Annotated in this window: 21 protein-coding genes and 1 pseudogene; 13 read left to right on the plus strand and 9 right to left on the minus strand. The window is 34.4% G+C overall.

The genetic code is table 11. The features are described 5' to 3' along the window. Window positions 1-15 precede the first annotated feature (15 nt). Window positions 16-1,308, minus strand: a complete 1,293-nt coding sequence (locus tag ACZZ9T_RS05550) for an N-acetylmuramoyl-L-alanine amidase family protein (protein ID WP_463441268.1) — start codon at window positions 1,306-1,308, stop codon at window positions 16-18. Window positions 1,309-1,362: 54 nt separating this feature from the next. On the opposite strand from ACZZ9T_RS05550, the gene ACZZ9T_RS05555 reads away from it, so the two are divergent. The 3 genes from ACZZ9T_RS05555 (at window position 1,363) to ACZZ9T_RS05565 (ending at window position 4,908) form a co-directional block, all read left to right on the plus strand. Then, the gene (locus tag ACZZ9T_RS05555; RefSeq protein ID WP_463430374.1) at window positions 1,363-3,951 is read left to right on the plus strand and encodes a putative LPS assembly protein LptD; all 2,589 of its coding nucleotides are present in this window, start codon (window positions 1,363-1,365) and stop codon (window positions 3,949-3,951) included. 124 nt (window positions 3,952-4,075) lie between these two features. Further along, the gene (locus ACZZ9T_RS05560) at window positions 4,076-4,456 is read left to right on the plus strand and encodes a RidA family protein (protein ID WP_162087549.1); all 381 of its coding nucleotides are present in this window, start codon (window positions 4,076-4,078) and stop codon (window positions 4,454-4,456) included. Further along, window positions 4,456-4,908 carry a hypothetical protein gene (locus ACZZ9T_RS05565; protein ID WP_463430375.1) on the plus strand — a complete coding sequence of 151 codons (453 nt, stop codon included), beginning with the start codon at window positions 4,456-4,458 and terminating at the stop codon, window positions 4,906-4,908. The genes ACZZ9T_RS05560 and ACZZ9T_RS05565 overlap by 1 nt, the downstream gene beginning before the upstream one ends. Before the next feature lie 64 nt (window positions 4,909-4,972). Here ACZZ9T_RS05565 and ACZZ9T_RS05570 read toward each other — a convergent pair whose 3' ends face one another. Then, window positions 4,973-6,502, minus strand: coding sequence for a trypsin-like peptidase domain-containing protein (locus ACZZ9T_RS05570; RefSeq protein WP_463441269.1), 1,530 nt, complete (start codon window positions 6,500-6,502; stop codon window positions 4,973-4,975). Window positions 6,503-6,796: 294 nt separating this feature from the next. Between ACZZ9T_RS05570 and trhO the strand changes: the two genes are divergently transcribed. Both trhO and ACZZ9T_RS05580 read left to right on the plus strand, forming a co-directional pair. Then, window positions 6,797-8,164, plus strand: coding sequence for an oxygen-dependent tRNA uridine(34) hydroxylase TrhO (gene trhO, locus ACZZ9T_RS05575; protein WP_463441270.1), 1,368 nt, complete (start codon window positions 6,797-6,799; stop codon window positions 8,162-8,164). A gap of 35 nt (window positions 8,165-8,199) precedes the next feature. Next, entirely contained in the window at window positions 8,200-8,742 is a 543-nt protein-coding gene (locus tag ACZZ9T_RS05580; RefSeq protein ID WP_463441271.1) for a 5-formyltetrahydrofolate cyclo-ligase, read from the plus strand. Here the strand turns inward: ACZZ9T_RS05580 and ACZZ9T_RS05585 are convergent. Then, window positions 8,694-9,281: a hypothetical protein gene (locus tag ACZZ9T_RS05585; RefSeq protein ID WP_463441272.1), complete on the minus strand. Its 588-nt coding sequence runs from the start codon at window positions 9,279-9,281 to the stop codon at window positions 8,694-8,696. The two genes, ACZZ9T_RS05580 and ACZZ9T_RS05585, sit on opposite strands and share 49 nt — an antisense overlap. Then, window positions 9,265-10,431, minus strand: coding sequence for a hypothetical protein (locus ACZZ9T_RS05590; RefSeq protein ID WP_463441273.1), 1,167 nt, complete (start codon window positions 10,429-10,431; stop codon window positions 9,265-9,267). Before ACZZ9T_RS05590 ends, ACZZ9T_RS05585 begins: the two co-directional genes overlap by 17 nt. A 184-nt stretch (window positions 10,432-10,615) precedes the next feature. Between ACZZ9T_RS05590 and ACZZ9T_RS05595 the strand changes: the two genes are divergently transcribed. After that, window positions 10,616-10,849: a hypothetical protein gene (locus tag ACZZ9T_RS05595; protein WP_463430380.1), complete on the plus strand. Its 234-nt coding sequence runs from the start codon at window positions 10,616-10,618 to the stop codon at window positions 10,847-10,849. A gap of 79 nt (window positions 10,850-10,928) precedes the next feature. Here the strand turns inward: ACZZ9T_RS05595 and ACZZ9T_RS05600 are convergent, their stop codons facing one another. The 5 genes and pseudogenes from ACZZ9T_RS05600 to ACZZ9T_RS05620 form a co-directional block, all read right to left on the minus strand. Further along, complete coding sequence (locus ACZZ9T_RS05600; protein ID WP_463441274.1) at window positions 10,929-11,699, minus strand: TrmH family RNA methyltransferase; 771 nt, start codon at window positions 11,697-11,699, stop codon at window positions 10,929-10,931. A gap of 52 nt (window positions 11,700-11,751) precedes the next feature. Next, on the minus strand, window positions 11,752-13,245 hold the full coding sequence (locus ACZZ9T_RS05605; protein WP_463441275.1) for a DNA recombination protein RmuC: 1,494 nt from the start codon (window positions 13,243-13,245) through the stop codon (window positions 11,752-11,754). Window positions 13,246-13,380: 135 nt separating this feature from the next. After that, window positions 13,381-13,905 carry a YciI family protein gene (locus tag ACZZ9T_RS05610; protein ID WP_463441276.1) on the minus strand — a complete coding sequence of 175 codons (525 nt, stop codon included), beginning with the start codon at window positions 13,903-13,905 and terminating at the stop codon, window positions 13,381-13,383. Window positions 13,906-13,917: 12 nt separating this feature from the next. Further along, window positions 13,918-15,096, minus strand: coding sequence for a nicotinate phosphoribosyltransferase (pncB, locus tag ACZZ9T_RS05615; protein ID WP_463441277.1), 1,179 nt, complete (start codon window positions 15,094-15,096; stop codon window positions 13,918-13,920). A gap of 90 nt (window positions 15,097-15,186) precedes the next feature. Continuing rightward, window positions 15,187-15,664 (minus strand): annotated as a pseudogene (locus tag ACZZ9T_RS05620) (Dps family protein). 141 nt (window positions 15,665-15,805) lie between these two features. On the opposite strand from ACZZ9T_RS05620, the gene ACZZ9T_RS05625 reads away from it, so the two are divergent. The 7 genes from ACZZ9T_RS05625 (at window position 15,806) to ACZZ9T_RS05655 (ending at window position 22,472) form a co-directional block, all read left to right on the plus strand. Then, window positions 15,806-17,359: a hypothetical protein gene (locus ACZZ9T_RS05625; RefSeq protein ID WP_463441278.1), complete on the plus strand. Its 1,554-nt coding sequence runs from the start codon at window positions 15,806-15,808 to the stop codon at window positions 17,357-17,359. Between the two features lie 173 nt (window positions 17,360-17,532). Further along, entirely contained in the window at window positions 17,533-17,946 is a 414-nt protein-coding gene (gene rpsL, locus ACZZ9T_RS05630) for a 30S ribosomal protein S12 (RefSeq protein WP_027383325.1), read from the plus strand. A 23-nt stretch (window positions 17,947-17,969) separates the two neighbouring features. Beyond that, window positions 17,970-18,446 carry a 30S ribosomal protein S7 gene (rpsG, locus tag ACZZ9T_RS05635; protein ID WP_463430387.1) on the plus strand — a complete coding sequence of 159 codons (477 nt, stop codon included), beginning with the start codon at window positions 17,970-17,972 and terminating at the stop codon, window positions 18,444-18,446. Window positions 18,447-18,452: 6 nt separating this feature from the next. Then, window positions 18,453-20,570 carry an elongation factor G gene (gene fusA, locus ACZZ9T_RS05640; RefSeq protein WP_463430388.1) on the plus strand — a complete coding sequence of 706 codons (2,118 nt, stop codon included), beginning with the start codon at window positions 18,453-18,455 and terminating at the stop codon, window positions 20,568-20,570. A 17-nt stretch (window positions 20,571-20,587) separates the two neighbouring features. Beyond that, window positions 20,588-20,893, plus strand: coding sequence for a 30S ribosomal protein S10 (gene rpsJ / locus ACZZ9T_RS05645; RefSeq protein ID WP_002661363.1), 306 nt, complete (start codon window positions 20,588-20,590; stop codon window positions 20,891-20,893). A 138-nt stretch (window positions 20,894-21,031) separates the two neighbouring features. Further along, window positions 21,032-21,862 carry a GLPGLI family protein gene (locus ACZZ9T_RS05650; RefSeq protein ID WP_463441279.1) on the plus strand — a complete coding sequence of 277 codons (831 nt, stop codon included), beginning with the start codon at window positions 21,032-21,034 and terminating at the stop codon, window positions 21,860-21,862. A gap of 109 nt (window positions 21,863-21,971) precedes the next feature. Next, on the plus strand, window positions 21,972-22,472 hold the full coding sequence (locus tag ACZZ9T_RS05655) for a low affinity iron permease family protein (RefSeq protein ID WP_463441280.1): 501 nt from the start codon (window positions 21,972-21,974) through the stop codon (window positions 22,470-22,472). The last annotated feature ends 2 nt before the right edge of the window (window positions 22,473-22,474 follow it).

Genomic DNA, 22,474 nt, shown 5'->3' on the forward strand with positions numbered 1-22,474 from the left:
CAAAATTATTTTTAGCTATTTGCTTACTTTTTGGATGACTGTGTTTTTCAAGCCTTTAGATTCCAGTTCTTTCTGAAGTTTGATTGCGTCTTCCAGTGAAGAAACTTTTCCGTAAGTGTAATAAAACATACCGTTGTTTTTATCTCTTTCAACATCTTTTAATGTCTGAAGAATGAAAGAATTAGCACTTAGTTTATCCTTTCCTGTGAACACTTCTATGGTGTAATATCCTGCATTCAGCTTTTGATTTGGCATAAATCCTACTGCATAGGCATTTCTGAAACCTGCGTCTTTAGCCGTTTTTATGTTGCTGTCTTTCACAGATGCAAGATTGGTAACACTATAATAATATTTGTAGATTCCATTTTCTTTCAACGGGAGAATGTAATTTAGACCTTTAAGCGCAGGATCGTCTTCATTGTATTTTATTGCAGAAGTAAGAAGTAAAATCCTAAAATCATTCTTTAAAGGAACTTCCGCTTTCTTTTCGGGTTCTGGTTTTTTTAATGGCGTTTGTACACCTCCTTTTCTGTCAACTGCTTTTTTGTAATCTATGATTGCTTTATAGATGTTTTCAGCTGTTTCTTCTTGTCCTCTTTCTGAATTTAAAAAAGCAGCATCTTCGTAATTGTTTACAAATCCGGTTTCTATAAGGATGGAAGGCATCGAGCTCCTTCTTAAAATGTGGAGGTTTTCTTGCTTTACACCTCTTGAAAAACGGCCGCTCTTTTCAAAATTACCTTCTACAAAACTTCCTACAATCAAACTGTTTTCAAGATATTTACTTTGCTGAAGCTTCAAAGCTATCAAAGATTCAGGAGAAGATGCGTCATAGGATGCGAAAGTCTCTTTATCTTTTTCATCAAGGTAGATCACGCTGTTTTCCTGTTTGGCTACTTCAAGATTTTCTCTGTTTTGGGCAGGGCCTTGTACAAAAGTTTCGGTTCCTCTTGCAGTAGCGCTTCTGCTGGGTGAAGAATTGACGTGTATAGAGATAAATAAATCTGCTTTGCTTCGATTGGCTGTATTTGTTCTATCTGTAAGTGATGGATATTCATCAAATTTTCTAGTATAGATTACTTTAAAATCTTTGTTTTTTTCAAGCATTGAGCCCAATTTGAGTGAAATTCCTAAAGTAACATTCTTTTCCAGTACAGTTCCGATATCCGCATAACTTCTATTGGCACCATGGTCGCTTCCTCCATGCCCTGCATCTAAAACTACAGTGAATTTTTTCTGCGAAAAGACGAAATGTGTTGAAAGTAATAAAAGAAATGCTAAAATTATTTTAAATTTTCGTGTGTACATCTTACAGTTTTAAAAATTATACTAATTTTGAGCCTAAATTATATAAAACAAAAATTGGACAAAACCGTCTTCAAAAATATATTACAAATTTTAATTATCCTAATTTTTAACAGTTTTTTAGCACAGCAAAATCCTAAAGATCTAAAGAAAACTCCGATAGTTAATGATACCATCCTCAAAAAGGATACAATTGTTGTAAAGAAAGAAGCCTTAGAGGATGTTCTCGAAACTAAGGCAGACGTTCAACGTCGAGATTTTCCTAAAAAAATGATTTACCTGAACAGAAATGCTCAGGTGAAATATCAGGATATGCAGATTGATGCAGATTACATATCTATTGATGAGCAGAAAAACCTTATTTATGCAAGAGGTAAGCAGGATTCTTTAGGTAAAATAATTGAACCTGTAATTACTACACAAGCTGGTAAAAAATATGAAACTAATGAGTTCAGCTATAATACTAAAACCAAGCAGGCAATTGCCTACAATGCAAGAACTGAAGAAAGTGAAGGGATTATTGTAGCAGAAAAAACCAAAAAGTACAATGATTCGGTTTTCTTTATGAGACGTGGTCTGTTTACTACAGACGATTATTTTATCAAGAAAAAAGATACCGTAGCAGATTACCATTTACTGGCACCTCATATTAAGATGGTAAAAGGCAAAAACAGCAGTTCTGTAATTACAGGACCTGTGCAGATGTATATTGAGCAGGTACCAACGCCTCTTATTATGCCTTTTGCGATATTACCGTTCTCAGATAAAAGATCAGCGGGTATTTTGATTCCGAGTTTTGGTGAAAGGGAAGATGTAGGTTTCTTCCTGAACGGTTTAGGATATTATCAACCAATCGGGGAACATTTCGATCTAAAAGTTTTAGCAGATATTTATACGAAAGGCAGCTGGAATCTCCGTCCGGAAATGAATTATCTCAAAAAGTACCGTTATTCAGGTAATTTTTCTGCAGATATTGGTACTACAGTTCGGGGTATTAAAGGTTTGGATGACTATAGCAAAACAGGGACATACAGAATTGCATGGAGGCATAGTCAGGATACAAAAGCAAATCCGTTTTTGAATTTTTCTGCATCCGTTGATGTAACCAGTCAGACATTTTATAACAATACGGTCAATAACAATTATATCATGGATCAGAGTGTGCTGAGAACGCAACAGAATTCTACGCTTTCACTCACCAAAAGATTTTTAAAACTTCCTGCTACGATTACCGGAACCGCTTCTTATTCCCAGAATTTCGCAACAGGTTTGGCAGATTTGCGTTTGCCGCAGATGAATGTTGCCATCAATCAGTTTTATTTATTTGGATCAAAAACCGGGACAAGAACAGGTTTACTTGAAAATATTACAGTCAATACAGGTTTGAATTTAACCAATTTTGTGAGTACAGATGAAGGAGAACTTTTTACCAAAGCGATGTGGGATAAGATGCAGACAGGTCTTAAAAACAACATATCTTTAGGAACCAATACCACGATAGCAAAGTATTTTACATTCAGTTTGGGGGCAAATATCGATAATGCATTGACAACGAAAACGCTGACCAAGTTCTATGATCCTATTGAAAATAAAGTCGTCGATCAGGTCAACAAGAAAATTGCAGGTTATTCTACTTTTTCTACCACAGCAAGTTTACAGACTCAGCTTTATGGTCAGGCAAACTTCAAAAAAGGCGGATCTATTGAGGCAATCAGACACATGATGACGCCGAGTATAGGTTTCACATATGCTCCTGATTTCGGAGGTTCAGGATTCGGATATTTCAGGAATTATTATGATGCCAATGGCGCCATTACGCCTTATTCGATCTTTGATAACGGAATTGTAGGTGCGCCAACTTCAGGATTGGTAGGAGCATTAGGCTTTAATATAGGAAACAATATCGAGATGAAAGTAAGATCTAAAAGTGATTCTACCGGAGTTAAAAAAATTAAGATATTTGAGTCTTTAAATATTTCAGGAAATTACAATTTTGCCGCAAAAACACATCCTTGGTCTATCATTACGGTAAACGGACAGTCTTCGATGTTTGATAATAAGCTTAGCATCAATACAAGTTTAAGCTTAGATCCTTATAAAACACTCTTCATTCCCGGGGAAGAAATAGGAATCAGAACAGAAGAGTTTGGAGCTTTCAGTGTACAGTCCTTCAACGTGCAACTTTCGTATCCTTTAAGCAGTGAGCTTTTTGGAGAGAAAACAGATTATGCTAAAAAATATGGCTCCAAAGGAGAAATAAGAAACGAAAATTATTATTTTGATGATGATAATTATGCACATTTTGATCAGGCATGGACGTTGAATGTGAATGCCAATTATGCCTATTCCAGAACAACGGCAAGAACTCCAACTACATTGGCGTCTATTGGTTTAGACGGAAGTATTAAGCTAACTCCGTACTGGAATATTACAGGCAGTACTCATTACGATATGGTGACCAGAGATTTGGCATATACAAGAATAGGATTTTCCAGAGATCAGAGAAGTTTTACCATCAATTTTAACTGGGTACCATTCGGACAATATAAAGTGTATGACTTTTTTATTGGCATTAAAGCAAATATCTTAAGCGATGCGCTGAAATATAAAGACCGAAGTTTTACACAGCCGAATCCTCCTTTTTAGAATCATAAATTTATTTAATTTTAAATTTTATATTTGCACCCGAAATAAATTCTGTTAAAAAAACGGCATGATTTTCACTTGTAGTGAAGATGGTGTGATATACATAATATAATAATACCTACTTATGAAAAAAATAATATCTACTACTAATGCTCCTGCAGCTATCGGGCCTTATTCACAGGCTAATTTTGCAAACGGAGTTTTATACATTTCAGGTCAGATTCCTGTTGATCCTGCTACAGGAAAATTGGTTGAAGGCATTGAAAAAGAAACCCATCAGGTGATGAAAAACCTTGAGGCAATTCTTACGGAAGCAGGAATGACTTTTAAAAATGTCGTAAAAGCGAGTATTTTTCTTAAAAGTATGGATGACTTTGCAGTGATGAATGACATTTATGCCTCTTATCTTGATGCCGAAAGCTATCCTGCTCGTGAAACAGTACAGGTTTCTTGTCTGCCGAAGAATGTTGATATCGAAATTTCTATGATCGCACATCAGGATTAATGAGTTTTATCAGAAATACATTTGCCGTATTAGTAGGTCTTGCGATTGCAGGGCTGATCATCACGCTGGGTATAAGAGCTTTCCCGAAATGGGTGACTTTTGAAGCTTTTGCACCTTTCGAGCATTGGCAAAGATTTTTGGAAAGCATGAAAAATAATGATGCTTTTTTTGGTTTTCTTCTTTTTATTTCGGGATTAGGAAGTACGGTAGGGGGAGTTGCCACGGCTATTATCGTAAAATATGCTAAAGTGGCTTATGCAATTTTGATTGGTTTTATCATGTTGTTTATCGCAATGCTTGATGTTGTAGTTTTCCCTTATCATCCTACTTTTTATAAAATTTCTATATTTCTCATATTTTTTCCGTTTGCCTGGATGGGCGGTAAAATTGTAGAAGTCATCTATGAAAGGAAAAAGAAAAAAAGAATCGCCGATAAAATGAACAATCGATAGATTTTAAACATAAAAAACGCTGCAGTTACCAACCGCAGCGTTCTTATTTGTCCTGAATATTCAACTAAGGCATTTTAAAACCTTTAGTATAAATTCTTCCAAAGTTATCTACAAATTTTACCTGCACATTTCCCTGGTATTTTTCTAAAATCTTCTCCACATCTTTTTGAGAGTTAACAGGCTTGCCATTGATTTCGATAACGATATAATCATCTACAATACCAATCTTAGCCATTTCTCCAGCTTCCTGTACATTCTTTGTAATAACTCCGCTGTTTAATCCGTATTCGGTCTTAAACCTGTCATTCAAAGGCTCAAAATCTGCACCTATTTTTTCTGTAACACTTAAGTCTGCTTTTGATCTCGAAGATATTCCACCTTTCTGATCTTTCAACGTTACGGTTGTTGAAGCTTCTTTTCCGCTTCTAAGGTAAGTTACCATTACTTTATCTCCGGGACGTTTACTTCCGACAGCAATTGATAAGTCTGCAAAATCTGTAACCGGAGTGTTATCAACTTTTGTAATGATATCACCGGTTTTCAATCCCGCATCTTCAGCACCACTGTTGTCTGAAAAACCTGTTACATAAACCCCGGAACCAACTTTAATATTGGTTTTTTTGTCTCTGTTATAAAAAGCTACTTGCTGATCGTTTGAAAGATCTAATGAGGTAACTCCTAAGAATCCTCTTTGTACGATTCCGAATTTTTTAATATCCTCAACTACTTTTCTTGCCAGGTTTGCAGGAACGGCAAATCCGTAACCTTGATAATATCCTGTTGTGGATGATATTGCTGAATTAATTCCAATCAAATCTCCATTCACATTAACTAATGCACCTCCTGAATTTCCGGGGTTAATCGCTGCATCAGTCTGAATAAAACTTTCGATAGGATTATTTGCTTTTCCTTGCCCGCTCAAAATTCCGATTCCTCTTCCTTTTGCAGAAATAATTCCGGCAGTCACTGTAGAATTTAAGCCTAACGGATTACCTACTGCCAAAACCCATTGTCCCACATCAATATTATCTGAATTGGCAAAATTTAAAAACGGAAGACCTTTTTCCTCAATTTTTAATAACGAAATATCAGTGTTTGGATCTGTTCCTACCAAAGTTGCGATGTAAGATTTTTTATTGCTTAAGACAACTTCAAGCTTGTTTGCTCCTGCAACAACATGGTTATTTGAAATAATATAACCATCTGCTGAAATGATCACCCCGGAACCCATTCCTGAAGGCATATTCTCCGGAGTTTGCTGTTGCTGCCTTTGTTTTTGCTGCCCTCTTCCGCCAAACGGATCACCGAAGAAATAATCTAGTAAATCCTGTTCAGATGCTCTGCTCGAGCTTCTGGTCTGAAAGTTTTTAATGGTTACCACAGCTGGAACTGTCGTTTTGGCAGCTTTCACAAAATCGTCTCCTACTGCTCCGGTATTCATTCCTACAAAAGATGTATTGCTGGCTTTTGTGAAATAAGATTGGTCAGCATTATCAGAATCGTGACCTAAGTATTGTTGTACGCCAACGGTAGTAGCTCCTGAGATAACCCCTACAACGGCAAATGGTAAAAGTTTTTTTAAAGTACTCTTCATTGTATGTCTTGTATATTTAATTATTATGAATTACTGAATGTATATTTAATGCTTAATAAGTATGCAATTAGTATGCTGTGTTACTGTTTTAACTAAAATTTAACGAGTATTGTGTCATTTTGTATATCAGATCATAATTGTTAAAATCTTTATTAACATAGCTTAAGATTTTATTAAAGAAAATTCTGACAATTTTACCATATTAAAAATCTGAGATCTGTCATATTGTATTCGTGAATAATCTAAAATCTTTATATTTGCAGAATTATTTTTCTCACTTAAACCGTTTATAGCATGCAACTGTACAACACCTTAAGCGCAGAAGAAAGAGCTCAGCTTATTGATGAAGCCGGTAAGCAACGTCTTACTTTGTCTTTCTATGCGTATGCCAAAATTGAAAATCCCAAAAAATTCCGCGACGAACTTTTTATAGCCTGGAATGCACTTGATGCTCTCGGACGTATTTATGTTGCCCATGAAGGAATAAATGCTCAAATGAGTATTCCTGCAGATCATTTGGAAGCCTTCCGGGATACGTTGGAAGCTTATGATTTTATGAAAGGAATTCGGCTAAATGTAGCAATAGAACAGGACGATCATTCTTTTTTAAAATTAACCATCAAAGTAAGACACAAAATTGTCGCTGATGGTTTAAATGATGAAACTTTTGACGTTACCAATAAAGGAATTCACTTAAAGGCTCAGGAATTTAATAATTTGCTGGACGATCCGAACACGATCGTTGTCGATTTTAGAAATCATTACGAAAGTGAAGTCGGGCACTTTGAAGGTGCAATTACTCCGGATGTAGAAACCTTCAGAGAAAGTCTGCCTATTATTAATGAGCAGCTACAGGATTTTAAAGAAGATAAAAATCTATTGATGTATTGTACCGGAGGAATCCGCTGTGAAAAAGCAAGTGCTTATTTTAAACATCAGGGTTTTAAAAATGTGTTCCAGTTAGAAGGCGGAATTATTGAGTATACCCGTCAAATCAAAGAAGAAAATATAGAAAGTAAATTCATTGGAAAAAACTTTGTCTTTGATCATCGTTTGGGCGAGAGAATTACCGATGACATTATTTCACAATGTCACCAGTGCGGCAAACCTTGTGATAACCATACAAATTGTGCAAATGACGCCTGTCATCTGTTATTCATTCAGTGCGATGACTGCAAAGTAACAATGGAAAACTGTTGTTCCACAGAATGCTTAGAGATAACACATTTGCCTGCAGCCGAGCAGTTAAGGTTAAGAAAAGGCTTACAGGTTGGAAATAAAGTTTTCAGAAAAGGAAAATCAGACGCTTTAACTTTCAAAAACTCAGGAGACTTACCCGATAAACCTTTAGCAAAAGCAGAAACGAAAAATATTCGCCAAAAAATCACCAGTAAAAAAACATGGATTGGAAAGGCCGAACATTATTACACAAAATCAAAAATTGCACAGTTTTTAATTGAGCAAAACGAACTTTCAGTGGGTGATAAGGTTTTGATTTCTGGTCCTACAACCGGTCAGCAGGAAATTACAATTACCGAAATTTTTGTAAACGGAGTGCCTTCTGATACCGCCAAAATAGGTGATCAAATCACTTTTGAGCTTCCATTCAGAGTTCGTCTATCGGATAAACTGTATAAAATTTTGCAGGATAAAAATGCATAATTATCATGTTGAAAGCTGGGCTTAGAAAAAAATATATGCAAAAAAGAAAAGCCTTGTCATTCGATGAGGTTTTCTTTCTGTCTAATCAGATTTTTGAAAATTTCATTCATTATTTTAAACCAGTTCCGGAACAAAAAATCCACATCTTTATTCCGATTGAAAAATTTAATGAACTAAAAACAGGTATTTTTATTCAATATTTTCTAAGTCAAAATATTCGCGTTTTTGTTCCGAAAATTATAGAAACACAATTAATTTCTGTTGAAATTTTTGCCGAAACAAAATTTGAAACGAATAAATGGGGAATTTCAGAACCTGTTTCGAATATAAATTCCGAAGTATATGATTTCGATTTTATCATCACTCCGCTTTTATATTGCGATAAAAAAGGAAATAGAGTAGGCTACGGAAAGGGGTTTTATGATGGTTTATTTAAAAACATTTCTAATCATTCAAAAAAAATCGGAGTTAATTATTTTAACCCCGATGATATGATAGATGATGTTTGGGAAAATGATATTCCCTTAGATTATTTGGTTACTCCAACTGAAGTGCTGTCTTTCTTTGGAAGTTGCTGATAAAAATTGACGAAATAAAATTTAAATTCTTTTTTTAACTTCAAGTCTTTTGAAACCAAAGTATATTGTGCGTTTTTCTCAAACGTGCCTATAGATTTATTTCTGTTATCAAAATATTCTACATTGAATTTCACCAAATCCAAAGTGTCCTGATTCTGCACCTCTTTATACACCTTTAAATTATTCACTTTTACTGTTTTTACTTTTAAGCTTTCCAGATCTTTAAATAATGGTTTAAAGGTGAGGCTGTCAGGTTTTTGAAAATACCCCTGCATTTGAGAGTAGATGGTTGTATCGATTTCTGTATTCCGGTTTCCTGAAAGATACAAAGTAGAAAGTTCCAAAAGCTGTTGAACTTTTTGGGTGGTGATATCATTAATCACTTTTATACTGTCCATTTGTACACCTGGATATGATTTTTTGTTACTGCTGTTTCTTAGTTTATCTAAATCACTGATGCTTTGATCTTCTTTTTTTACACATGATGAGAGTAAGCCCATCAAGATGACCAAAATCCAAAGTTTATTTATTGTTTTCATTGGTTGAGATTTTAAATTTGATGGAAATTATTTTTCCGTTTTTATCTTTTTTCATTTCGATCACAGAAAGGTTTTTGAGGGATGTTGTAGGGGTAGTAACTAAAGTGATGTATTTCTGCTTGTCTAAAGTCTCAATCCCATATATTTCATTATCATACACTTGAGAAATTATAGCATCATTGCTTATACGGCTTTCCAGCTGACGTCTTTTTATATTAATCTGTTCTGATGGATTTCCTGACACATCTTTAGTAGAATAATAAAACACCGCCATTTTATAATCATCAGGTTTCAGTTCAATGGTTTCTTCTTCAGGAGCATCCTCAAGATTTCGGTTGATTTCCAGATTTTCATAGACTGTCGAACTGATCTGCATCTGTATGTTATTATCTTTTGTTTGATAATAAAAGCATTCACCAGGTTTGATTCTATAAAATAATGGTGATTCGTTCTGTTTGATCACCTTTATTTCAATCGTGCTTTGTACTTTCTGATTTCTGTCAGCATCCGTAAAACAGTACGTGTAAGTTTTTTGGAAAATTTCATCTTTAAAACCTAAGATCCCTAATAAAATCACAAAAAGTGAAGTTGCGGCAATCCATGCTGTTTTCTGATAGGTATTCTTTTGTGTTTTGGTGGTACTTTTTTCAGGATAAATTTCTAAAGCCGTTTTTTGTTCAATGTTTTGATTTTCAGTAGCTATTTTTTGTAAATCAATGTTTTCAGGTGCTTTTGTTTCAGCTATTTTAGAAGAATTCTCACTTTTTGGAAGATTCAGAGCACTAGAAATTGTTTTTTCTAATTCTCTTATGTCATTATCCTCAAGATCTGTCTCATCCTGTAATAATTCTCCGGCAAAAAGATGTTGCTTTTTAAAATCGTACCACGAGCTATAACCTGCATAAACACTGAGTAAAGTAAGCATGTCGATGCGAGGCAATTTGGTAACAGGAGAGTTTTTAAAATAGGTGTAGAATGTTTTTTCGCTGATGTTCCCTTTAGCCCTTTTTCGAAGATCTTCCTGGAAATATATGATATCTATACCCTTCCATTTTGATATATCATCATAGGAAGGAGAGTGTTCTTTCAGATATTGAGCTTGCACATCCTTTTTTAGCTGCTCAAAGTGTAGTAAATCTAGATCAGTCAATTTGTTAATATAATATTAATGTATTGATTATCAGTTATATTTATTTGTAAAACTGTTTTACAAAGGTATTACAATTATTTTTCATAAACAAATTTTGAATCTGCTATACCTTTGTCTTGTTCAAATAACCGAACAGAGAAAAAGATTTAAAAAACAATATTAACAAAATTAAATTTAATTTATTATGAAAAAGTCATTATTCGTAGCTGCTATCGCTGCAATCTCTTTAGTTGCTTGTAAGAAAGGTGAAGCTACAACTTCTACTACAGATTCATTAGAGCAAACTGCTGATTCAACTCAGACTGCAATTGATTCAACTGCTGATGCTACTATCGATTCTACTAAAGCTGCTGCTGATATGAAGAAAGATAGCGTTGAAGTTAAAACTGACTCAGCTAAAGCTGCTGTTAAGAAATAATTTCTAGCAACTGCTAAAAATAAAGAACCGTTTCGCCCAGCGAAGCGGTTTTTTTATGCTCAATATTGAGTTATCAGTTTTACTGACTTTTCTTCTGTTTCAAGGTTTCATAGCAGGTAATGGCTACAGCATTGCTTAAGTTCAACGAATCAATACTTCCGATCATCGGGATCAAAGTGTTTTTTCCTTTTCCGATCCAAAATTCACTGAGCCCTGAATGTTCTGTGCCGAATAAAATTGCTGATTTTGTTTTGAAATCTCTTTTATACAGGTCTTCAGAAGTCTCATCCATAATAGTGGTGTAGATATTGACTTCGTTTTTCAGCAAAAAATCCAAAGTTTCCTGGTTATCTGCCTGAAAAACTTCCATTCCGAATAAACATCCCACACTTGAACGAATCACATTCGGATTATAAAAATCTGTTTTGGCATCTGCAATAATTAAAGCATCAATTCCGAAAGCTTCGCAGCTTCTCAAAATTGCTCCCAAATTTCCAGGTTTTTCAACGCCTTCAACGATAATGACGGTTGAGTCGTTTTTAGGTTTAAAAGTATTTAAATCAGATTCTTTGGCTTTATAAATCCCGATAATCCCCTCAGAACTTCCTCTGTAAGCTATTTTTTCATAAACTTTCTCAGAAACATAATGGATTTTCTCTTTTGGAAGTGTTCCTTTAAAAATATTTTCACAAATAAAGAATTCTTCAGGTGCAAAATGATATTTCAAAGCTCTTTCGTTTTCCTGCTGACCTTCAACGACAAAAACACCAGATTTCTTTCTGAAACGGTTGTCTGTCAAAAGCTTGGTGATGTTCTTTATTTTTTCGTTCTGAAAACTTTCGATGATCATGATTGCTTATCAATATATACTGCAAAAATAATTTTTAAAAATCATTTATCCATCATAAATCATCATTTATGCCGTTGATCAGACTTTGAGAAAGTTCTTTTTTATTTTTGATTCCTAAAGATTTAAGTTTTTGGGTTTGAGAAATCAGATTGTCGTTACCTGTTGATAATTGTTTGAATGCATCGTTGTAAACATTTTTTGCCTGATCAATATTCTTCCCGACTTTCTCAAGATTTTCTATAAAACCCGCAAATTTATCATATAGTTTTGCGCCACGCTCTGCAATCTCCATAGAATTTCTGTTTTGATATTCTCTTTTCCAGAGATCGGCAATCAATTTCAGTGATGTAATCAGATTGCTTGGATTGAGAAGTAAAATTCTTTTCTCATAAGCAAAGTTCCAAAGATTTTGATCAGCCTGCATTGCAGCAATATAAGCAGGTTCGCTCGGTATAAACATCATCACAAAGTCCAGAGATTTTCCGTAATCATCGTACGCTTTCTGACTTAGTTGACTGATGTGAGTTTTCATGGAAGACAAATGTTGATTGAGTTTTATTTGATAAACACTTTGATCCGTTTCGTCAACGAGTTCTGTGAAAGCTGTCAATGAAACTTTAGAATCAATAATGACATTTCTTTCGTCGGGATATTTTACTACAGCATCAGGACGCATTTTTTTACCGGAAAATTCCGAAAACAAAGCTTTGTTATCTTCATCTCTCAGTTCATGTTCCAGAAAATACTCTCTTCCTTTTACCAACCCGGATTTTTCCAGAATGCTTTCCAGAATCATTTCACCCCAGTTTCCTTGGGTCTTGCTTTCACCTTTTAATGCTCTGGTCAATTTTTTGGCATCTTCCGAAATCTGTTGATTGAGTAATGCTAATTCTTTTACTTTTTCACCTAAAGAAAAACGCTCTTTGTTTTCCTTGTCATAAACTTCGTTCACTTTATTTTTCAAATCTGTAATTCTTTCCTGAAAAGGATCAAGGATGTTTTTAAGATTGTTCTGGTTAAGGGTGGTAAATTTTTCACTTTTTTCTTCTAAAATTTTATTAGCCAAATTTTCAAATTGCAGTTTTGATTCCTCCTGAATTTTAGTGATTTCCTCTTTTTGTGTCTCAAGAGAATTTTTCAGACTGTTGTTAATAGCTGAAAGTTCAGAATTCAAAGCAAGAATTTCCTGTTTTTTATCTTGGAGTTCTTTGATCTGAATCATCTGATCGTTATAAATCTGTTTTTGTTCTTTTAACTGAGTGTCTAATGAAGATTTTTCCGCAGATATTCTGGAAAACTCGCTTCTCAAATCATTGAGCAAATCGTGTTGACGTAAGTTTATTTCTTTTTCATTATTAATATTTTGACTTAATTCATTCATCTTTAAGATTGAATTTTCAAGATCTGAATTATTTTTAATGAATAAACTATTAAGCTCATCGTAAGAGTTCCTGGAAACCGTTGAAGATTTTAGGATAAAATACAAAATAACAGCACCAATAATTCCTCCGGAAATAAATCCAATGATTAAATAAGTCGTCTCCATTCTTCAAAATTACAAAAGAAAAGTAGGATTTGATTATGGGAAACCGTCAAAATTTTAGTTGAAACGAAATCTATTTTTCATGCTGGTTTAATTTAATTAAAAATAAGAAACCTCACATATTTGCGAGGTTTATACTTAAGGATTTTCTTTCGCAATCTCATCGTGATGCTTCAGATATAAAGGCAATGCAGCGGAACCGTACCAAGGAAAAATTTCATAATTGAAAACACCTGCAGCAACTGCGGGATCTGTTTTTACCCAAGATTCAGCTTCTTCTTTAGATTTTGTATTGAATATAAACATTCCTCGGTATTCTCTTTGGTTTTTTCCTGAAAACGGTCCGGCAACGACTATTTTTCCTTCTTTGGCGAGTTTTCCGATGTTTTCCATGTGGCCATTCATCAGGTCGGTCATTTTAGCTTTGTCTTCAATTTTCGCTGTGCCTGTTGTCAGCATGACGATTGTGTAAGCCTTCATTCCGAACTTGTCTGCTCCGAGAGAATCAGCTAATTTTTGGTTAAATCCTGAAGTTTTTTCGGCAACTGAAGTGTTTTGTCCTGGTTTTCCATCTTCAGCCGGTTTTCCATCTTCACCTTTTGTGTAGATAAAACAAGACGTCAAGGTCGATGAGATTAAAATTAGAAGGATTATTTTTTTCATCATTATATGTTTTTAGTCTTTAATTCTCAAAAATTCTTTTGCCAGCTCGATCATTTTCGGATCACCGGTGTATTTTCCGTGTTCGTCGGATAGTTTCACCGTAGGAATCCATTCTTTGTTGAGAGCCTGAACTCCGATTAATTTCATGACGATATTCATTGGTTTCAGACCTACATCGTTGGTGAGATTGGTTCCGATTCCGAAAGAAACTCCGATTTTTCCTTTGCAGTAATTGGTGATTTCTCCTACTTTTTCTAAGTTTAAATTATCTGAAAAAATAATGTATTTAAATAAAGGATTAATTCCGTTGCTTTGGTAATGAGTAATCGTCTTGTCGGCAAATTCAAACGGATCTCCGCTGTCGTGACGCACACCATCGAAAAGTTTAGCAAATTTTTTATCAAACTGCTGAAAGAAAACATCAGTTGTATACGTATCAGATAGTGCAACTCCCAAATCGCCTCTGTAGACATCAACCCAATGCTCAAGAGCTAATTCGTTGACCATTTTGAAACCAAACTCGGCTCCGTGAAACATAAACCATTCGTGAGCGTGGGTTCCGATAGGCTTTACATTGTACTTCATCGCAAAATGTACGTTTGAGCTTCCGATAAATGTGGATTCCTTTTTCTGCGTTAAAGCTTCCATCACCAAATTCTGAACTTTATACGAATGTCTTCTTCGGGTTCCAAACTCCGCAAAATTAACTCCCAATTCATTTAATGAATTTGCCTTTTCAAGTGTTTTGCTCATCACCACATCGTTAGAATCTCTTTCCATATGATTCATCTCGTAATGCAATTCGCTGATTAAAGCTAACAATGGTACTTCCCAAAGAATTGTTCTGTACCATAATCCTTCAACGGTTACTCTCAAGTCACTTCCTGTCTGAACTATTTTTACCTCTGAAGGATCATAGTGATAACCTTCCAAAAAGTCTAAATAAGGTAAATTTAAATACGGACAGGTTTTAGCCAGAAATTTCTTTTCTTCCTTTGTGAGTTTCAATTCTGCCATTTTATCGACAATCATTTTCAAAGCCAAATCAAAACCTTCAGGGAAGTGGTGTTTTCCACGGTTGATAAACTCGTATTTTACAATTTGACTTGGGAAAAGTTTGACAACCGCATTTTGCATTGTAATCTTATAAAAATCGTTGTCGAGTATAGAATTGAGTCGTATTTCGGACATGTTTTAATTTTAAATAAATGTAATAAAATAAATAAAAAAATCGCCTTTTTTGGAGGCGATTTTTATCATCAGCAAAATGATTTTTGTCTTTTATTTTCCTAAATATGAATTGTACATCCAGACTTTCTTTTTCCTGCTCTGTGATATAATCGCTCATCTGCGAGTTGGTACCTTCGTCTCCTGCCTTATCAGTAATGTCTAAAAGTTCTCTTTGTAAATCGATGACCACTTTGAAAGAGTTTAAAATGATTTCAACACTTTTGTTTCCGTCAGAAACTTCTTTGCTTTCCTTGATCGTTGAAACCTGAAGATAATCTGAATAATTATGAGCAGGAGTCGCTCCTAATGTGAGAATTCTTTCTGCAATCTCATCAATTTTTAAAACTAAACTGTTGTACAATTCTTCAAATTTCGGATGAAGAGTAAAGAACTGTTCGCCTTTGATATTCCAGTGAGAACCTCTGGTGTTTTGGTAAAAAACCGAATAGTTGGCTAAAAGTATATTGAGTTTTTCTGAGATTTTTTGGCAATCTGCTTCTTGCAAACCGATAATATTGGCATTTTTCATATGTTTATTTTTTAATAACTTAATTGGCAGGAAAAATTGTGCCGTAATCGTCTTCAAATGATTGATGATGGTTATCTTTGGTATTTTTAAAATGTATTAGGTATGTTCTCAGATGTTAAATTTGATTTAAAAAGCTTCTGCATGATAGTATTTATCATTGCCATATTGAGTTTTGGATATTACATCAATGTTCTTTTTAAAACTGATTATCATTACATCTATTTTCTGGATGATGCTTACATTCATTTGGCAATGGCAAAAAACTTTGCACTGCATCAGGTTTGGGGTATTACTTCTCATGAATTTTCATCCTCGTCTTCATCTCCTCTTTTCACTTATGTTCTGAGTGTCTGTATCAAGATTTTTGGAAATAATGATCAACTTCCATTGTATATCAATATTGTATTTGGGCTTGGCATTCTTTATTTCCTCAATATATATTATTCTGAATATTTAAAAGAGGTTAAAAACGTAGTATTAGCAGTTTTGTTTACAGTTTTTTTTGCGGTTTTGCATCTGTTGATGTTATCCGGGATGGAACACCTGTTTCAGGTTTTGCTCATGGTGGTTAATATTTTATGTTTATCAAAAATGAATCATAACAGGTCAGCTGTTTTTGGTTTTTATTTTACGATAGTCTTGATGGGTCTTGTGCGTTTTGAAAGTATGTTTTATTTCATCACTCTTGCTTTTTGTTTTATTTTAATTAAAAAATTGAAAACTGCTGTGATGATTGTATTGACCGGATTTATTCCTATCGCAGTATTTTGTTATTTTAATTATCAGCAGGATGGCTACCTTTTTCCAAATTCTGTAGTTGTAAAAGGAACTAAATTAAATCTTGACACCAATCTATTTATTCAGCTAAAAGATATTATATTGAATAAACTTTTTCTAAACATCAGTTTTTATAAAGTTGGGATCTTTCCTATAATAATGTGTGGTATTTTTATTTTTAGAGATTTAAAAAATCATAAGTTTCTTGAGGCAGTAAAAAATAATTTCCTTTTAATAGTGATTACGCTTCTGATGATTTGTCATGCACTTTTTGCCGACTTGCGAGGTAGTTTTAGATATGAAGCGTATATTTTAGTTGGCTTTTCTATGGCTTTGATTCCAAGATTGAAATTGTTTTTTGAAGATTTTAAAAATTATATTAAACAAGAAAAGCTGATGAGTTTTTTGATTGTAATGAATTTTATTTTACTCATTTATAAATTTGGAATTGCCCATATGATTTTAAATAACGGCGGGAAAAATATTTATGAACAACAAATACAGTCTGCAAAATTTCTCAATACCTATTATAATCAATCTAAAGTTGTTGCCAATGATGTCGGTGCGATTACTTATTTCACAGATATTCGTCTGCTGGATATTGTAGGACTTGGATCTAGTGAAATGATTCCTTTTACAAAAGATGGAAAAAAATTTGATGAGAATTTTAAAAATTTTATCGAAAAATTTACAGTTGACAATCATTATGAGATAGCTGTGGTGTATGAAGATTGGTTTGACGGTAATATCCCTGAAGCCTGGAAGAAAGTTGCAGTTTTAAAGATAAATAATAAGATTTCGGTCTATGGGGAAGAGGTTTCTATTTATTGTATTGATCTAGAACAACTCACCCAAATGAAAAAAAATATCAAAAACTTTAATTGGAACAAAAATGTAAAAGTTGAATTGATCAACTGATTATTTCTTTCTCAGCTGTAAAATTAAAATTTTAATAAAATATAGATCATAAGACGTATTCTGTCTGAATTTCTGCATAATTATTTTTGATTAAAAAATATTTATTTCCACTTAACTTATTGTCAATTAAAAAATTATTCATAATTTTGCACCCTAAAATAAAAAGCAATTAAATGCCTACTATTCAACAATTAGTAAGAAAAGGAAGAGTCGCACTCACCAAGAAGAGTAAATCGGCTGCCCTTGATTCTTGTCCACAAAGACGAGGTGTATGTACGAGAGTATATACTACCACACCTAAGAAACCTAACTCTGCACTTAGAAAAGTTGCAAGGGTAAGACTTTCAAACGGTAAAGAAGTCAACGCCTACATCCCGGGCGAAGGACATAATCTTCAAGAGCACTCGATAGTATTGGTACGCGGCGGAAGGGTGAAAGACCTACCGGGAGTACGTTATCATATCGTAAGAGGAGCATTAGACACTGCAGGTGTTAGCGGAAGAACGCAGAGAAGATCTAAGTATGGAGCTAAGAGACCAAAACCAGGTCAGGCAGCAGCTGCGCCAGCTAAAGGTAAGAAAAAATAATCATTAAATAAGGTACAGAAACAATGAGAAAGACAAAAGCGAAAAAAAGACCGTTGTTACCAGATCCGACATTTAATGATCAATTGGTAACTAGATTCGTAAACAACTTGATGCTAGACGGTAAAAAATCTATCGCATTCAAAATATTCTACGATGCTTTAGACTTAGTAGAAGCAAAAAAAGGAGAAACTGAAAAAACTGCCCTTGAAATCTGGAAAGATGCATTAACAAACGTTATGCCTCACGTAGAAGTACGTTCTAGAAGAGTAGGTGGAGCTAACTTCCAGATTCCTATGCCAATCAGAGCTGATAGAAAAATTTCTATGGCAATGAAATGGTTAATTAGCTATTCTAAAAAAAGAAATGATAAGTCTATGGCTTTGAAATTAGCTAACGAAATCGTAGCGGCTTCTAGAGAAGAAGGTGCTGCATACAAGAAAAAATCTGATACTCACAAGATGGCGGAAGCTAACAAAGCTTTCTCACACTTTAAATTCTAATTAGAAATGAGTAGAGATCTTAAATTTACAAGAAATATTGGTATTGCTGCGCATATTGATGCCGGTAAAACTACCACTACAGAAAGAATCTTATTCTATACAGGAGTAAACCATAAAATTGGTGAAGTTCACGATGGTGCTTCTACAATGGACTGGATGGAACAGGAAGCAGAAAGAGGTATTACAATTACTTCTGCTGCAACTACTTGTTCTTGGAATTTCCCAACTGATCAAGGTAAAATTTTACCTGAAAGTAAAGCTTACCACTTCAATATCATTGATACCCCGGGACACGTTGACTTCACTGTAGAAGTAAACAGATCTTTAAGAGTATTAGATGGTTTGGTATTCTTATTCTCGGCAGTAGATGGAGTAGAGCCTCAGTCTGAAACAAACTGGAGACTTGCTGACAACTATAAAGTTGCTAGAATGGGATTCGTAAACAAAATGGACAGACAAGGTGCTGACTTCCTTAACGTGGTAAACCAGGTTAAGACCATGTTAGGATCAAACGCAGTTCCAATCGTTTTACCAATCGGTGCTGAAGAAGATTTCAAAGGTGTAGTTGATTTAATTAAAAACAGAGCGATCGTTTGGGACGAAGCAGGACAAGGAGCTACTTTTGAAGTAGTGCCAATTCCTGAAGACATGAAAGCTGAAGTTCTGGAATATAGAGAAAAATTAGTTGAAGCAGTTGCTGATTATGATGATACTTTGATGGAGAAATTCTTCGAAGATCCGGATTCAATTTCAGAAGACGAAATCAACGAAGCTTTGAGAAAGGCTACTATCGATTTATCTATTATCCCAATGACTTGTGGTTCTTCATTCAAGAATAAAGGAGTACAGTTTATGTTGGATGCAGTATGTAAATACTTGCCTTCACCATTGGATAAAGATGATATCAAAGGTACTGACCCAAGAACAGATCTTGAGATTACAAGAAAACCAGACGTAAAAGAGCCTTTCGCGGCTTTGGCATTTAAGATTGCTACCGATCCTTTCGTAGGAAGATTGGCTTTCTTCAGAGCATACTCTGGAAGACTAGATGCAGGTTCTTATATCTTGAACACTCGTTCAGGTGATAAAGAAAGAATCTCTAGAATCTATCAGATGCACGCTAATAAGCAAAATCCTGTAGATTATATTGAAGCAGGAGATATTGGTGCAGCGGTAGGTTTTAAATCTATCAAAACTGGTGATACAATGTGTGACGAGAAAAACCCAATCGTTCTAGAATCGATGGTTTTCCCAGATCCGGTAATTGGTATTGCTGTTGAGCCTAAAACTAAAGCAGATCAGGATAAAATGGGTAACGCTTTGGCTAAATTAGCTGAAGAAGATCCTACTTTCCAGGTTAAAACTGACGAAGCTTCTGGTCAAACAATCATTTCAGGAATGGGTGAACTTCACCTTGACATTCTTGTAGATCGTATGAGAAGAGAATTCAAAGTAGAAGTAAACCAAGGTCAGCCACAGGTAGAATACAAAGAAAATCTTACAAGAGTTGCTCAGCACAGAGAAGTTTACAAAAAACAATCTGGTGGTAAGGGTAAATTTGCTGATATCGTATTTGAATTAGGACCAGCTGACGAAGGTAAAATTGGTTTAGAATTCGTTAATGAGATCAAAGGTGGTAACGTTCCTAGAGAATTTGTTCCTTCTATTGAAAAAGGCTTTAAAGCTGCAATGAAAAACGGTCCTTTGGCTGGTTTCGAAGTTGAAGGTATTAAAGTGACTCTTAAAGACGGATCTTTCCACGCAGTGGATTCTGACGCACTTTCTTTTGAAATGGCTGCAAAATTAGGATTTAAAGAAGCGGGACGTGCTGCTAAGCCAGTAATTATGGAACCTATTATGAAACTGGAGGTTGTAACTCCGGAAGAATATATGGGTAACATCATTGGTGACCTTAACAAGAGAAGAGGTACAATCAGTGGACAAGAAGAAAAGAACGGTGCCGTTGTGATCAAAGGTTCAGTTCCATTATCTGAAATGTTTGGTTATGTTACTACTCTAAGAACACTTTCATCAGGAAGAGCTACTTCTTCTATGGAATTAGAGAAGTACCAAGCTACTCCTCAAAACGTTGCTGAAGATATTATCGCTAAAGCAAAAGGTTAATTTTTTAAATCAAAGAAATGTCACAAAGAATCAGAATAAAACTAAAATCTTACGATTACAACTTGGTAGACAAGTCTGCTGAGAAAATCGTAAAAACGGTAAAGGCTACTGGTGCTGTTGTAAACGGACCTATTCCATTACCTACCAATAAGAGAATCTTCACGGTGTTGAGATCTCCCCACGTAAACAAGAAAGCAAGAGAGCAGTTCCAATTATCAGCTCACAAGAGACTAATGGATATCTACTCTTCTTCTTCTAAAACTGTTGATGCTCTAATGAAATTAGAACTTCCTTCAGGAGTTGACGTTGAAATTAAAGTGTGATAATTTAGTTATCATCATTATAGAATCCCTTTTCGAAAGAATAGGGATTTTTTTTGAAACTAAAACAAGTTTTAAATTTAACACTATTATGTATTGCAAGGTTCTATTTTATTTCTATATTTGTAACAAATTATTACAATGAAAGCAATTTTACTATTTATGACAATGATAAGTTTGAGTCTGACAGCTCAAACGCATCGGTTTATTTATGAATATCATTATAAAGTAGATTCAACTGATTCAGAGTCGCGAAAGGTAAGTATGGTTTTGGATGTGAATACTGATAACGTTAAATTTTACAACTATGATTTTGTAGTTACAGATTCTACCAACAAAACAAAAGGTCAAAACCACGTTATTTGGGATGATACTCCCGCTTTAATCAGAAAGAAAAATTCGAATATTAATTCAAATTATATTCATGTTCAAAACATGTTTATTGTAGATACAGAAGATCAGATAAACTGGAAACTGTCTCATGAAACGAAGAATCTAGGAGGATACAAATTGCAAAAAGCAACTACCAAATTCGGAGGTAGAAACTGGACGGCATGGTTTACAAAAGATATTGCGCTAAGCGAAGGTCCATACAAATTTAAAGGTCTTCCGGGTATGATTTTTGAAATTTCTGATGACAAAAATAATTTTAAATTTTCTCTGTTTAAAAGTTATAATCTCTCGAAAACGTATGATACCACGGGAATTATTGAGAATTTTGGAGGACAAAAGCCGGTAAAAATTAATGAAGCAAGACTCAAAAAATTAATGTTTGATAATTTTAATGATCCGCTTCATGAGTTTAAAGAACAAATAAAGAACAATACTGATCCTACCGCGAGATTTATGGTGATGGGTATTGAAGTTAAAAGTCCTGAACAAATGAAAGAGTTGTCTGATATGATGCAGAATCACATCAGGAAAAGTAATAATCCAATCGAGCTCGATAAAGCCATCCATTATCCGAAATAATTATGTCAGAAAATTGATTAGACAAAGTGATAAAATCTCCATTTAAATATCTTAAAAACTCAACCAAGTGGGTAGGTTTTTGTTTATATTTAAACATAAATTAAGCATAATGTCAAAATCAGATAAAAGTATTTTTGAGAAATTTTCAAATTGGGCAACCAAATTCACGGGAAGTTCTTATGCTTTTCTCAGCGCAGTCTCTATCGTTGTAATTTGGGCAGTTTCCGGGCCGGTTTTTAATTATTCCGAACCATGGCAGTTGGTGATTAATACAGGAACTACAATAATTACTTTTCTGATGGTTTTTTTGATTCAAAAATCTCAGAATAAAGATTCAAAAGCGATTCAGATAAAATTAAACGAGTTAATTGCTGCCAATGAAAAGGCTAGCAACCGAATGGTAGATATTGAAGATCTTACAGAGAAAGAACTCGACCAGATTCATTGTTACTACGAAAAATTGGCAGACTTTGCCGAAGAAGACGAAGATATTCATGCGTCACATTCGATTGATGCCGCCAAAAGAAATCAAAATAGGAAACATGAAACCTTTAAAAAGAAACATGAAATATGGTTGCAGGAACAGAATCAAAAAAAGGAATCGCATTGATT

This window comes from Chryseobacterium sp. AC417 (assembly GCF_979258215.1).